The following is a 12,837-nucleotide window of genomic DNA, read 5'->3' as shown; positions in this document are numbered from 1 at the left end:
TTTGATACCGTCCAGAATGTATGGTTTGTAGTGAACTGTTTGTGGCGGGAGGGGTGCACGTCCATGGGGAGGCAACCGCTGAGCTGCCCGTTCTTCCTCGCGGTCGGGCTCAGGCCGCGTCCGGACGAGCCCGAGACCGAGCTGCGCGCACTCGCCGACTACTACGACACGGTCCATCTCGCGGAGGTCGTCCGTCTCAACGAAGGGTTCGTCAGCGGCGCCCGGTACGAGCTGACCAGCCCCCTGGACGACGAGACGGTCCCCTCCTGGATGGCCGTCTACGGGATCGAGAACGAGGACGCCGCGCGCCGCTTCCTCGACCGGCAGGGCGAGCGGCGGCCGGTGTACACGACCGGCCCGCCCTCGTTCTACCGTGCCGCGGTCGTATGGCGCATGATCTGGGAGAGGGCCGGGGCCGTCGGAATGCCGGATCTGTCCCCTGGGAAGATGGCGATGATCGGGATGGACCCGGCCGGGGACGCGACGGACGCCGAGATCGCGGAGTTCGACGACTTCTACACGCGCACGCACCTTCCGGAGATCGTCTCGAAGCTCGGGTACGACCGGGGTACCCGCTTCCTGCTCTGGCACGAGTTCAGGCATCCCGCACCGAGGTGTCCCCGGTACAACGCGGTCTACGAGGCGGAGGACCCGCGTCCGAGACCACCCGGCGTCCCACCGCTCCAACCCGGGCCGCGTGCCTGGGAAGAGCGCCAGGTCAGGTGGCGGGTCATCTACAGGCGAGCGGCCTGAACGGGTCAGGCGGAGGGGGACGGATGTCCTTGGCGACGATCAGGGTCGGCCGGACGCGGGTGTCGCACGTGAGCGACGGCGTGGCCCACGGGCCGCGAAGATACTGGTTCACCGGCGCCGAACCGGCGGAACTCATGCCCGCCATGGGCGTCACCGACCCCGCCGCGCCGGTGACCGTGACGTACGGCGGGTTCGTCGTCACGGGCGACGGGCAGGTCACCGTGGTCGACGCGGGCTACGGCCATCGCGCGCACGAGATTCCCGGGCTGGAGGGCGCGGGCACGATGCCCGCGGCGCTGGCCGGGCTCGGCATCGAGCCCGGCGACGTCGACCATGTCGTCCTGACGCACCTCCACGACGACCACTGCGGCTGGCTGATCAAGGACGACGAGGGCTCCCTCACCTTCCCGAACGCGACCGTGCACATCAACGAGCGCGAGTTCGCCTACTGGACGGGCGACGAGGTCGACGTCATCGACGCCAACCGGAACATGGCCGGCAACGTCCGCCCGCGGCTCCGCGCCGTCCGGAACGCCGGGCGGCTCCACACCTACGACGGCGAGCTCGGGCTGTCGGAGCAGGTGACCGTCCTCCCCACGCACGGCCACACACCGGGGCACGTGTCCGTCCTCGTCGCGGACGGCGATGACGCCGCGATCCTGGCGGGCGACCTCCTGCACCATCCCGTGCACGTGGAGCATCCGTGCTGGCTGCCATCGGTCGACTACGAGCCCGCCGAGTCGGTGCGCAGCCGCCGGCGGATCACCGCCCTCGCGGCCGACCGCAACGCGGTGATCCTCGCCCCCCACTTCCCCATCCCCACCGTCATCGACATGGACCGCGACCCGGACGGCCGGGTGCGGAGCACGGTTCGCCACGAGATGGAGGACGCGACATGAACCCGTCCGATCCCGATCCCCGGATCGCCCCGGTAGACGTGGACGCCTACCACCGGCTCGAACGCGAGCTGTTCGGCGACGACGCCCTGACCGGGACCGCCCACGTGTCCCGGACCTGGGCGAACAGCCCCGGCCTGTTGAAGGCGCAGCGTCCACTGCAGAACTACCTGCTCGGCCAGTCCCCGCTGCCCGCCCGCGACCGCGAGCTGGCCATCCTCCGGATCGCCTGGCGCGCGCGCTGCGAGTACGCCTTCGGCCAGCACGTCCGCATGGGCGCCGCCGCCGGCCTGACCCCCGAGGAGATCGACCGCGTCCCGCACGGCCCCACCGCCGACGGCTGGACGGAGTTCCAGTCGACCCTCCTCCACGCCGTGGACGAGCTACACGACCACGGCCGCCTGACCGGCGAGAGCTGGAAGGCCCTGGCCGAGGAGTACGACGAGGCGCAGCTCCTCGACCTGATCGCCGTCGTGGGCCGCTACTGGACGGTGGCCGCGATGCTGAACACCGTCAACGTCCAACCCGAACCCGGCCTTCCCCGCTTCCCGCAGGACCGTCCACCCGTCACGTGACCGTCGTCGCGTTGACGGGCGGGCCGTAGATCTGGGCGCCGAGGGACTGGCCGCCGTCCACGGTGAGGACCGTGCCGGTGACGTAGCCGGCGCGGTCGCTCAGCAGCAGGCCGGCCAGGTCGCCGATCTCCGGGGCCGTGGCGAAGCGGTTCAGCGGTACCGATGCCAGGACGCGTTCTTCGTCCTCCGGCGTCGCCCACAGGGCGTTGCCCGCGCCCTCGGTCTCGGTCGGGCCGGGGGCTATGCAGTTGAGGCGGATGCCGTAGCGGGCCCACTCGACGGCGAGGGTGCGGGTCATGGCGACCACGCCCGCCTTCGCCGCGGCGCTGTGGACGGTGCCGGGGTGGCCCGTCCAGGCGTAGGTCGCGATCACGCTGACGACCGAGCCGGGGCGGCCCGCGTCGATCAGGTGACGGGCCACCGCGGACGTGCAGTTCCAGGTGCCGTTGAGGACGATGTCGACGACCGCACGCCAGCCGTTCGGCGACAGGCGTTCCGCGGGGGTGACGAAGTTGCCGGCGGCATTGTTGACGAGGCCGTCGATGCGGCCGAACCGGTCCAGGGCGGCCTCGACGGCGGCGTTGACGGCCTCCGGGTCGCGGACGTCCGCGGGATGCGCCAGGGCTCCGCCGCCCTGGCGCTCCACCTCCGCGGCGACCGTTTCGAGGGGCTTCTCGCGGCGTCCGATCACGGTCACCGACGCACCGAGCCGGGCGAGGTGGAGCGCGGTGGCCGCGCCGATGCCGGTGCCGCCTCCGGTGACCAGGTAGGCGCGGCCTGCCAGTGACTCCATCTGTTCTCCTCGGGTGCGTCGGGTGTTGTCAGGACTTCGCGAATTCCTGGAAGCGCTTCAGGACGGCGTCGCGGTTCTTCCCCCACCATTCGGCGTCCTGGAGGAACTGCACCTCCACGTTCTGGGGGTGGGACGGCAGCGTCTTCGCGAACTCCTTGTCCATGAGGTCGAGGGCCTTGGAGTTCGACGGGCCGTTCGGGTACTTGCTCCACACGCTCGCCTGGATGTCGGGGCGGACGGAGAACTCCATCAGCTTGAAGGCGTTCTCCTTGTTCGGCGCGCCCTTGACGACCGACCAGGCGGCGAGCTGGAACATGCCGCCGTTCCAGGTGAACTCGAGCGGCGCGCCCTTCTTCTTCAGCTCGCCGATGCGGCCGGAGAAGATGCTGGACGCGCCGACCTGCTTGCTGACGAGCATCTGGCCCGGCTGGGCGCCGGACGTCCACCACTGCGGCACGTTCGGCTTGAGCTTGCCGAAGCTGCGGAAGGCGCGCTCGACGTCGATCGGGTACACCGCCTTCATGTCGACGCCGTCGGCGAGCACCGCGAACTCCATGTCCGGCGGGACGCCGTTGTCGGCGCCGCGGAGCGAGCGGCGGCCGGGGAACTTGCCGGTGTCCCAGAAGTCGGCCCAGCCCTCCAGCTTCTTCCCGGCGCCGACGACCGAGGTGTTCCAGGCCAGGACGATCGAGAACAGGTAGTAGGTCAGCCAGTTCTTGTCGACGTAGGACGGGTCGATGCCGGGAATGTTGAGCAGCCTGTCCGGCAGCGGCTCGAAGTACTTGCGGCCGATCGGCAGGACCGTGCTGGGGCCGCCGGCGATCAGGTCCCATTCGATGTTGCCGGTCTCGACCATCGCCTTGATCTTGGCGGGGGTCGGCGGGCCGGCCACCACGACCTCGATCCCGGTCTCCTTGCTGAACGGCTCGAAGATGTACTTCTTCTCCGCCTCGACGAGCGCGCCGCCCCAGTCGGCGACGACGACCTTCTTGCTGCCGCCGCCCCCGCCGGAGCCGCCGCAGGCGCTGAGCAGCGGGGCGGCGGCGATACCGCCCGCCAGCAGGACACCGCCGCGCAGGATGTCGCGGCGCGCGAGCGGGGAACTCTGTGATCTTCCGGGGATCTTCATGGGAATCGTCCTTCTTCGGATGGGCGGCGGAGGATCAGGGGGGTGACCTCAGCGGAACATTCCTCGTTTGAGCAGGTTGCGGGCGATGATGACGCGCTGGATCTCGGACGTGCCTTCCCAGATCCGCTCGATGCGGGCGTTGCGATAGGCGCGTTCGACGTACGTCTCGTTCATGTAGCCGGTGCCGCCGAAGATCTGCAGGACGCGGTCGGCGACCCGGCCGAGGGCCTCGGTGGCGAACAGCTTCGCCGCGGCCGCCTTGGCGTGGACGATCTTGGGCGCCGCGCCGCGGTCGGCCGACCACGCCGCCTCGTAGGTCATCAGGCGGGACGCGTGCAGGTCGGTGGCGCAGTCGGCGAGCATGAACTGGATGGCCTGGTAGTCGGCGATCGGACGGCCGAACTGCACGCGCTGCTTCGCCCACTCGATCCCGTCGTCGATGAGCCGGGCCATCGGGCCGAGGCAGCGCGCCGCCGTCATGATGCGCCCGTTGCTGAGCGCGCCGTGGCCGAGGCTGAAACCGCGGCCGGGCTCGCCGAGCACGTTCGCCTCGGGGACGGCGCAGTCGTCGAACACCAGCTCCGCCTGCCGGTAGCCGCGATGCCCCATCGTCTTGTGGAGCTGGCCGACGCTGAAACCGGGCGTGCCCTTCTCGACCAGGAAGGCGGTGATGCGGTCTTCGTCGCGGTCGGGGTGGGTGAGGGCGAAGACGATGGCGAAGTCGGCCGTGTCGCCGTGGCTGATGAAGCGTTTGCGGCCGTTGATGACCCAGGAGCCGTCGCGGAGTTCGGCGCGGGTGCGGATGGCCGCCGCGTCCGATCCGGTGTCGGGTTCGGTCAGCGCGAAGCACCATTGGACGTCGCCGCGGACGCACGGGATCAGGAACCGCTCGCGCTGGTCGTCGTCGCAAGCCAGCAGGACGCTCGGCGTGGTCGGCACGGTCTCGGCTACGCCGCCGGCCGCGCGGAACAGCACCTCGGTGACGAGGACCTGGCTGAGGACGTCCATTCCACCGCCGCCGACCTCTTCGGGCATGCCCATCGAGTTCAGCCCGATGGCGACGGCCCGCTCGCGGATGCGCCGCTCGACGTCCTCGGGGAGGCCGTCGTGCTCCTCGACGTAGTCCTCGTGCGGGATCAGCTCGGTCTCGGTGAACCGGCGGACCGTCTCGCGGAACTCCACGAGATGGCCGGGGATCGCGAAGTCCATCAGTTTCCTTTCGCGGGCTCGCCGGTGACGATCAGCGCGTCGAGCGCCAGGCAGCCGTCGGGGCGGCAGAGCAACGGGTTGACGTCGATCTCGGCGATCTCCGGGAAGTCGGCCAGCAGCCGTCCGATCTGGACGGCCGTGCCGGCGAGCGCGTCGAGGTCGGCGGGCGCGGCGCCGCGGAGCCCGCCGAGCAGGGCGCCGATCTTCAGGCGGCCGAGGACGGCCCTCACGTCGTCGGGGCCGAAGGGCCAGAGCAGGGCCGCCGCGTCGGCCAGCAGTTCGGTGAGGACGCCGCCCGCGCCGATGACCACCAGCGAACCGGCGGCGTCGTTGCGCCCGCCGACGATCAGCTCGACGCCCGGCCCCGCCATGCGCTCGACCAGCACCTCGTTCGCCGTGCCGGTGCGCTCCCCGATGCGGTGGACGGCGTCGCGCAGCGCCTTCTCGTCGGCCAGGCTGACCTCGACGCCGCCGATGTCGGACTTGTGCGCGAGCCCGGCGGCGTGGACCTTGCACACCACCGGGTAGCCGATCCGTCCGGCGATCTCGGCGGCGGCGTCGGCGCCGGCCGCCACCTCGCCGGGCGGGGACGCCACGCCGTAGACCGACAGCAGCCGTTTCGCCTCGGCCTCGGACAGCGTCCCGGTCCGGCCCTTGAGCAGCGCGGCGGCGCGGCGAAGGGTCTCCGGGCCGGTGGCGGGGGCCGTCGCGCTCGCCGGTGGGCGCGGCTCGCCGGCGAGCGCGATGGCGCGCAGGGCGGGGCGCGTCCCGGCGAGCAGGACGACCCCGTTCCGCCCGGCCAGGTCGGTCAGGCCGGGGGTGAGGTCGGTGGTGGTCGTCATCAGGACGACCGGGACGTCCAGCTCGGCGGCGGCCTCGCCCGCGCCGACGATCATCTCCGTCCAGCCGATCTCGTCCAGCGGGCCGGCGTGGGCGGGCGCGTCGCCGACGAACGCGACGACGTCGACGTCCGGGCACTTCCCCATCGCGCGGGCGGCGGCGCGGTACACGTCCTGGTCGCCCCAGGCGTTCGCGCCGAGATCGAGCGGGTTGCGCACTCCCATGTACGGCGGCAGCGCCGCGGCGATCGCAGCCTCGGCGGCCGCGTCCAGCTCGGCCAGCCGGACGCCGGCGTCGTCCGCGAGGTCGGCGATCAGGCCGCACTCGCCGCCGGAGCTGGCGAAGACGCCGACCCTGCCGCCGCGCGGCCTGCGAGGGGCGGCCAGCAGCGTGGCGAGCGCGATCATCTCGTCCAGGTCGTGGACGCGGTGCACGCCGGTCTGCCGGAAGAGCGCGTCGTAGGAGGCGTCGCGTCCGGCCAAGGTGCCGGTGTGCGCGACCGTCGCGGCCTCGCCGCCCGCCGACCGGCCCACCTTCAGGACGATGACCGACACGTCCAGGGCCGCCGCCCGCTCCGCCAGCGCGCGGAACCTCGGGACGTCGGCCAGGCCCTCCATGACCAGGCAGACGACCTCCACATCCGGGTCGGTGAGGAAGTACTCCAGGCAGTCGGCCAGGTCGAGGACCGCCTGGTTGCCGGCCGAGACGCCGTAGGCGACCGCGGGCAGCCGGCCCGACAGCATCGTCGTCAGCGCCATGTTCCCGCTCTGCGCGGCCAGCGCGACGACGCCGTCCGCCTCCGCGTGGACGTAGGGCATCTCGATGCCCCAGAGCGCGGCACGGCCCCGGTAGCTGGCGAGACCCAGGCAGTTCGGCCCGATCAGCGGCAGCCGGTCGCCCGCGGCGGCGACGAGGTCGTCCTGGCGGCGGCGCCCGTCCGCGTCCCGCTCGGCGAACCCGGCGCCGTACACGACCATGCCGCCCGCGCCGAGCCCGGCCGCCTCCGCCGCCAGCGCCGGGACACCGGGCGCCGGGATCGCGGCGGCGACCGCGTCCGGCACCTCGGGCAGGTCGCTCAGCGACGGGTAGGCCCGCACCCCGCCGACCTCCGTGTGGGTCGGATGGACGGCGTACAGGCGTCCCGCGAACCCGACGCCGCGCATGTTGCGCAGCGTCCGCAGCCCGTAGCCGCCCTTCGGGGACGCGCCGACGACCGCGACGCTGGACGGACGGAACAGCCGGTCCAGGCGGTGGCCCTCCGTCGCGAACTGCCGGGTGCCCATCATCGCCCCACGAAGACCGGACGGCGCTTCTCGATCGCGGCGGCCAGGCCCTCGGCCTTGTCCTCGGTGGGGACGCAGATGCGGGCGCCGCGCTGCTCGTTGCGCAGCGCCTCCTCGATGCCCAGCGTGTGGCCGGACCGGATGTTCCGCTTCGCCTCGCCGATCGCGACGGTCGGCCCGGCGGCGAAGATCCGCGCCTGCTCCAGCGCGCGCTCCATCAGCCGCTCCGGTTCGGTGACCTCGGACAGCACGCCGATGCGCAGCGCCTCGTCCGCGTCGATGATCCGGCCGGTGTAGATCAGCTCGGCCGCGCGGGCCTCGCCGACGATGCGCGGCAGCAGGTAGGAGCCGCCCGCGTCCGGGCAGATGCCGCGCTGCGCGTACACCTGGCCGAACCGGGCGGCCGTCGAGCCGAACCGCATGTCGGCGGTGAGCGCGATGTCGAACCCGGACCCGGCCGCGACGCCGTTCACCGCCGCGATCACCGGGATCGGCAGCCAGTACAGCCGCGCGATCGTGCGGTGCATCTTCGCGGGCCACGACTCCTCGTCCGCGTCGGCGTGCGCGGCCCATTCCTTGACGTCCGCGCCGGAGCAGAAGCCGCGCCCCGCACCGGTGATCACCATGGCCCGGACGGACGGCTCCTTGCCGGCCCGCATGATGACGCGGTCCAGCTCGTCGATGTCGGTGTTGGCGATCGCGTTGAGCCGGTCCGGCCGGTTCAGCGTGAGCACACCGACGTCGCCGTCCATGTGCCAGGTGCAGCACTTGAGTGCCGGGAGTTCCATCGCGTCCCTTCCGTGGAATCGGGGGCATGCCGAACAGAGGTCGTGGCGGGAGGCGCGTTTCCGGTGTGCGGTCAGGTCACGTGGGCGAGGAAGCGGCAGTCGGCCGCGGCCCAGCTCAGCCAGTGCGACGAGCCTTCGGTGTAGTCGGCCCGCGCCTCGGACGGCACCACCACCTGGAGCTCGGCGCCGTCCGCGGTGCGCAGGTGCACCTCGATCTGGGGGCCGAGGTACACGTGCGTGACGACCGTGCAGGCCACGGCGTTGCGTTCGGCGGCGTCCGGCTTGTCCGCGCCGATCCGGACCCGCTCCGGACGGATCATGAACTCCCCGTCCGGGTCGGCCGAGACGTCGTTGGCCTTGTCGACCAGGATCCGCCCGGACATCCCGGCCACGTCCACGACGGTGTGGCGGGCGTCCTCGTCCACGCGCCTGGCGGGCAGGCAGATCGACTGGCCGAGGAACTTCGCGACGAACGAGTTGACCGGCTCCTCGTACAGCTCGTCCGGCGGCGCGGTCTGCTGCAGGACGCCGAGGTGCATGACGCCGATCCGGTCGGACAGCGCGAGCGCCTCGTCCTGGTCGTGGGTGACGTACAGGACGGTCGCGCCGATCCGCTTCTGCAGGTTCTTCAGCTCCAGCCGCATGTGGTCGCGCAGGTTGCGGTCGAGGGCACCGAGCGGCTCGTCCATCAGCAGGACGCTCGGGTCGAACACGAACGCGCGGGCGAGCGCGACGCGCTGCTGCTGGCCGCCGGACAGCTGCCGCGGGTAGCGGTCCCTGAACTCGGTCAGCTGCGTCATCGTCAGCACGCGGTCGATCTCGCGCTGCGCGTCCGCCTTCTTCATGCGGCGCATCCGCAGCGGGAACGCGATGTTCTGCGCGACGGTCATGTGCGGGAACAGCGCGTAGTTCTGGAACACCAGGCCGATGTTCCGCTTCTCCGGGACGTCGTCGGTGACGGCGCGTCCGGCCAGGTAGACCTCTCCGGCGGTGGCCGATTCGAGGCCCGCGAGGATGCGCAGGTTCGTCGTCTTGCCCGAGCCGCTCGGTCCGAGCAGCGTGACGAACTCGCCCTTCGCGATCGCGAGGTTGAAGTCGTGGACGGCGGGCGCGTCCCCGTACCACTTGTGGACGCCGTCGAAGACGACCTGCCCGGCGGACGCGGGGGAGTCCTGCCCGGCGGGCCCTCCGGCGGGCCGCTCGTCGGTCATCGGCGCGTGCTCGGTCATCGGCGCTCCCGCCGTTCACGGAGGATCTTGATCAGCTCGGAGAGGAGGAACAGCCCGAGGCAGACGGCGATGAGGATCGTGCCGGCGACCGCGAGCGTGGGCGTGAGGTCGTAGCGGACGCTGTCCCACAGCTTGCGCGGGAGCGTGACGGAGCCGCTGCCGGACACGAACAGGATGATCACCGCCTCGTCGAAGGCGATCACGAACGCGAACAGCGCGCCCGCGGAGATCGCCGAGGTCAGCGACGGCAGCGTGATCCGCAGCAGGGTCCGGGTCATGCCGGCGCCGAGCGTCCGGGCGGCGTTCTCCAGCTCGGGGTCGAACTGCTGCAGCGCGTTCGACACCGCGACGAGGACGTACGGGATGCCCATCACCGAGTACGCGACGGAGATCAGCTGCCAGTGCCCGATCACCTTCAGGTCGGCGAACGTGAAGTAGTAGCTCATCGCCAGCACGATGATCGGGATCAGCAGCGGCGAGTACAGCAGCGCGAAGACGAAGCCCTTCGCGCGGGCCTGGCTGCGTGCGAGGCCCCAGGCCGCGATCGTGCCGACGACCGTCGCGATCAGCGCGGCGAGCAGCGCGATCCTGGCGCTGAGCAGGGACGCGTCCACCCACGCCGAGTCGGCGAAGAACCGCCGGTAATGGGTCAGCGACCAGCCCTCCAGCGGGAAGGACAGGTAGTCGACGCTGTTGAACGACTCCAGGACGACGATGACGATCGGCGTCACGAGGAATCCCAGGACCAGCGCGACCACGCCCCGCAGGACCCAGCGCAGCATCCGTTCCACCGGTGTGGCGGGCGACCGGCGGCCCCGGTGGCGCGCACCGGGCGGCGGCGCGGGCCTGGCCTTTCTCTCCCGCGATGCGGTCGCGTCGACGGTGCTCACAGTGCCACCAGGCCCTTCACCTTGGTGAGCCGCCGCACGATCATCGTCAGCGCGGTGGCGACCACCAGCAGCATCGTCGCGAGCGTCGCCGCCATCCCCCAGTCGAAGTTGACCTGGACGGCCTGCGCGATGACCACGGCGATCGTGCTCTGCTTGGGGCCCCCGACCAGCGCGGGCGTGACGTAGAAGCCGAGCGCGATGACGAACACGAGCATCCCGCTGCTGACGATGGCCGGCAGCGCCAGCGGCAGGTACACGTGCGCGAACGCGCGCAGCGGCCCGGCGCCGAGCGAGCGCGCGGCGGGCGGCAGCGAGGTGTCGATCTGGTCGAGCGTGCCCTTGATGATGAGAATCGGGAACGGCAGCAGAATGTGCGTCATCGCGATGATCACCGCGCTCTCGCTGTACAGCATTCCCTGCGAGTCGCCGGTCAGCGGTTCCAGAACCGTGGTCACCAGCCCGTTGTCGCCCAGCAGGACGATCCAGGAGAACGACCGGACGAGGATGCTCGTCCAGAACGGAATGATGACGAGAAGCACCAGGAAACGCGCCTTGCGTTTCGACGTCCGGGCCAGGAAATACGCCACCGGAAAGCCGAGCAGAACGGTCAGGACGGCCACCTCGGCGGACAGCCGGACGGTTATAACGAGGACGTCCCAGATGGCGTCGTCGGTGAACGCCCTTTTGAAGTTCCCGAAGCCGGGCTCCGGCTCGGTGAAGCTCTTCAGCAGCATCGCGCCGACCGGATAGGCGTACACGATCGCCATGAAGGCGACCGGCAGGCCGAGCGCCATCGCGACGAAGTCCGGACGCCGCGGGCGCCGCCGCCCGGGCGGCGGCACGCCGGGGACGTCACCGGCCGGTGGCAGCCTCGTCGCGGAGGTACTCGCCGTCACGATTCACCATCCCTCCGTTGCCGCATGCCGACCAGTCAACGGTTACGGCTCGCCATATGTCATGAGGGCCGGGTCACAAAAGTCGCTGAGGGCGCCTGTGTGGGCGGCACAGTTCGCCGCCGTCCGGCCCCGCCCGCCTCGGGGGTCATTCCGTTGACGTGGGACGAAACCGCGTGATACACCTCCACGACCTGGGCCAGGTGCGTCACGCAGGTCGCTCCTGGCCGCCGGGCTGGGGGTGACATGGCACCGTCCGACACATCCACCGGCGTCACCGAGCCGCTGGCGACCGTGGCCCGCAAACTCGAATCCGCGTCCACGGCGCTCGCGAACGAGTTCGTCCGGCAGTACGTCTCGGCGGCCGAGTCCGGAACCGTCGACCGCCAGGCGCCCGTCGAGGCGTTCGACATGGCGGTGAGCGTCATCGGCGTGTGCTCGTCGGGCCTCGCCGGCGACGGGCCGGTCGGCGAGCTGCCCTCCGGGCGCGGCGCGCGAGTAGCGCTGCAAGGCAGGTCCGTGGTGGAGGCGGTCGAGTGGCTGCGGCTCCTGGAACGGGTCGTGACCGACCACGTCCTCGCCCACGCGGAGATCGCGATGGCCGACGTCCGCGCCGTGCTCGGACGCCTCGCGGAGCTGTTCGACGTGCTCTGCACCCGCGAGCTGGAGTCGTTCACCAGCACCTACAACGAGCTGGCGGGCTGGCAGACCCGGGTCAGCACCGACCTGCTGAGCTGCCTGATCGCCGGGCCCGCCGTCGACGCGAGCACGGTGAACGACCAGGCCAGGATGCTGAACATCAACCCGCACCAGCCGTTCCGCGCGGTCGCCGCCTACCACGATCCGGCGCCCACGGCGCAGCAGTGGGCGCGCGTCCGCCGCCGGGTCCTGGAGGCGCTGTGGCGGCACGACCCGCGCCGCGAGATCCTCCTGCGGGAGCGGCGCGGCGTGCTTCTCGCCCTCGTGCCGCTCGACCGGACGGGTCCCGGGCTGGTCCCGCTGCTGACCGAGATGCTGGACGGCGAGCCGGGCAGGTCGCTGTTCGTGTCGGCGGGCGAGCCGGGCAGGTCGCTGTCGGCCGCCGGGCACAGCTGCCGGCAGGCGCTGTCCGCGCTGGAGATCAGCATCTACCGCGACCAGCGCGGCCAGGTCACCCAGTGCACGGACGTGATCCTCGAAGTGCTGCTCGCGCACAACCGGTGGGTGTCGAACCGGCTGATCGAGACCCGCATCGGGCCGCTCGTCGAGAAGCCGCACCTGCTGGACACGCTCCGCGTCTACATCGCCTGCGATATGGCGTTGCAGCGGACGGCGGAGGAACTCCTCGTCCATCCGAACACGGTCGCCTACAGATTGCGGCAGATCGCGACGCTGACCGGACGGGATATGCGCCGCATCACCGACATCGTCGATCTCAATGTCGCGCTGATGGCCTACGACGCGATCCAGATGCGCCGCGACCGCGAAGAGGCGCGGACGGATCTGCGCGCCCGTTTGTTCGCCTGACCCGCGGCCCGCCATCCGGCCCGCCATGTGCGGCGCACATAATGACCATCGGA

12 protein-coding genes are annotated in these 12,837 nt (G+C 71.4%); 4 read left to right on the top strand and 8 right to left on the bottom strand.

All coding sequences use genetic code 11. From position 1 onward, the window contains the following. Positions 1-63 precede the first annotated feature (63 nt). Genes ACH34S_RS06795 through ACH34S_RS06785 form a run of 3 tightly spaced genes read left to right on the top strand, consistent with a single transcriptional unit; the run spans position 64 to position 2,224 of the window. On the top strand, positions 64-753 hold the full coding sequence (locus ACH34S_RS06795; protein ID WP_395951546.1) for a hypothetical protein: 690 nt from the start codon (positions 64-66) through the stop codon (positions 751-753). A gap of 23 nt (positions 754-776) precedes the next feature. After that, a complete protein-coding gene (locus ACH34S_RS06790) occupies positions 777-1,652 on the top strand; it encodes an MBL fold metallo-hydrolase (RefSeq protein ID WP_395951544.1) in 876 nt (291 codons plus the stop codon). Beyond that, positions 1,649-2,224, top strand: coding sequence for a carboxymuconolactone decarboxylase family protein (locus tag ACH34S_RS06785; protein ID WP_395951543.1), 576 nt, complete (start codon positions 1,649-1,651; stop codon positions 2,222-2,224). Before ACH34S_RS06790 ends, ACH34S_RS06785 begins: the two co-directional genes overlap by 4 nt. On the opposite strand, the gene ACH34S_RS06780 is transcribed toward ACH34S_RS06785, so the two are convergent. The 8 genes from ACH34S_RS06780 to ACH34S_RS06745 all read right to left on the bottom strand — a co-directional run bounded on the left by ACH34S_RS06780 (position 2,217) and on the right by ACH34S_RS06745 (position 11,281). Next, positions 2,217-3,017 carry an SDR family oxidoreductase gene (locus ACH34S_RS06780; protein WP_395951542.1) on the bottom strand — a complete coding sequence of 267 codons (801 nt, stop codon included), beginning with the start codon at positions 3,015-3,017 and terminating at the stop codon, positions 2,217-2,219. The two genes, ACH34S_RS06785 and ACH34S_RS06780, sit on opposite strands and share 8 nt — an antisense overlap. Before the next feature lie 28 nt (positions 3,018-3,045). Further along, positions 3,046-4,146 carry an ABC transporter substrate-binding protein gene (locus ACH34S_RS06775; protein WP_395951541.1) on the bottom strand — a complete coding sequence of 367 codons (1,101 nt, stop codon included), beginning with the start codon at positions 4,144-4,146 and terminating at the stop codon, positions 3,046-3,048. A 48-nt stretch (positions 4,147-4,194) separates the two neighbouring features. After that, positions 4,195-5,355 (bottom strand): acyl-CoA dehydrogenase family protein, encoded by a 1,161-nt coding sequence (locus ACH34S_RS06770; protein WP_395951540.1) that lies wholly within the window; start codon positions 5,353-5,355, stop codon positions 4,195-4,197. Further along, positions 5,355-7,481 (bottom strand): acetate--CoA ligase family protein, encoded by a 2,127-nt coding sequence (locus tag ACH34S_RS06765; protein WP_395951539.1) that lies wholly within the window; start codon positions 7,479-7,481, stop codon positions 5,355-5,357. Before ACH34S_RS06765 ends, ACH34S_RS06770 begins: the two co-directional genes overlap by 1 nt. Then, the gene (locus ACH34S_RS06760) at positions 7,478-8,266 is read right to left on the bottom strand and encodes an enoyl-CoA hydratase/isomerase family protein (RefSeq protein WP_395951538.1); all 789 of its coding nucleotides are present in this window, start codon (positions 8,264-8,266) and stop codon (positions 7,478-7,480) included. The genes ACH34S_RS06765 and ACH34S_RS06760 overlap by 4 nt, the downstream gene beginning before the upstream one ends. A 71-nt stretch (positions 8,267-8,337) precedes the next feature. Continuing rightward, the gene (locus tag ACH34S_RS06755) at positions 8,338-9,495 is read right to left on the bottom strand and encodes an ABC transporter ATP-binding protein (protein WP_395951537.1); all 1,158 of its coding nucleotides are present in this window, start codon (positions 9,493-9,495) and stop codon (positions 8,338-8,340) included. Continuing rightward, entirely contained in the window at positions 9,492-10,385 is an 894-nt protein-coding gene (locus tag ACH34S_RS06750; RefSeq protein WP_395951536.1) for an ABC transporter permease, read from the bottom strand. Before ACH34S_RS06750 ends, ACH34S_RS06755 begins: the two co-directional genes overlap by 4 nt. Then, a complete protein-coding gene (locus tag ACH34S_RS06745; RefSeq protein WP_395951535.1) occupies positions 10,382-11,281 on the bottom strand; it encodes an ABC transporter permease in 900 nt (299 codons plus the stop codon). The genes ACH34S_RS06750 and ACH34S_RS06745 overlap by 4 nt, the downstream gene beginning before the upstream one ends. Positions 11,282-11,524: 243 nt before the next feature. On the opposite strand from ACH34S_RS06745, the gene ACH34S_RS06740 reads away from it, so the two are divergent. Continuing rightward, positions 11,525-12,784, top strand: coding sequence for a PucR family transcriptional regulator (locus ACH34S_RS06740; RefSeq protein WP_395951534.1), 1,260 nt, complete (start codon positions 11,525-11,527; stop codon positions 12,782-12,784). The last annotated feature ends 53 nt before the right edge of the window (positions 12,785-12,837 follow it).

Origin of the sequence: Actinomadura sp. 3N508 (assembly GCF_044326375.1) — a bacterium.
Taxonomy (GTDB): Bacteria; Actinomycetota; Actinomycetes; order Streptosporangiales; family Streptosporangiaceae; genus Spirillospora.
This window is presented reverse-complemented; position numbering and strand designations above follow the sequence as displayed.

Coding starts and splice junctions, on each gene's coding strand:
- ACH34S_RS06765 (WP_395951539.1), bottom strand. CDS start 7,481: ATGATGGGCACCCGGCAGTTCGCGACGGAGGGCCACCGCCTGGACCGG.
- ACH34S_RS06770 (WP_395951540.1), bottom strand. CDS start 5,355: ATGGACTTCGCGATCCCCGGCCATCTCGTGGAGTTCCGCGAGACGGTC.
- ACH34S_RS06795 (WP_395951546.1), top strand. CDS start 64: ATGGGGAGGCAACCGCTGAGCTGCCCGTTCTTCCTCGCGGTCGGGCTC.
- ACH34S_RS06740 (WP_395951534.1), top strand. CDS start 11,525: ATGGCACCGTCCGACACATCCACCGGCGTCACCGAGCCGCTGGCGACC.
- ACH34S_RS06760 (WP_395951538.1), bottom strand. CDS start 8,266: ATGGAACTCCCGGCACTCAAGTGCTGCACCTGGCACATGGACGGCGAC.
- ACH34S_RS06785 (WP_395951543.1), top strand. CDS start 1,649: ATGAACCCGTCCGATCCCGATCCCCGGATCGCCCCGGTAGACGTGGAC.
- ACH34S_RS06775 (WP_395951541.1), bottom strand. CDS start 4,146: ATGAAGATCCCCGGAAGATCACAGAGTTCCCCGCTCGCGCGCCGCGAC.
- ACH34S_RS06780 (WP_395951542.1), bottom strand. CDS start 3,017: ATGGAGTCACTGGCAGGCCGCGCCTACCTGGTCACCGGAGGCGGCACC.
- ACH34S_RS06790 (WP_395951544.1), top strand. CDS start 777: ATGTCCTTGGCGACGATCAGGGTCGGCCGGACGCGGGTGTCGCACGTG.
- ACH34S_RS06755 (WP_395951537.1), bottom strand. CDS start 9,495: ATGACCGAGCACGCGCCGATGACCGACGAGCGGCCCGCCGGAGGGCCC.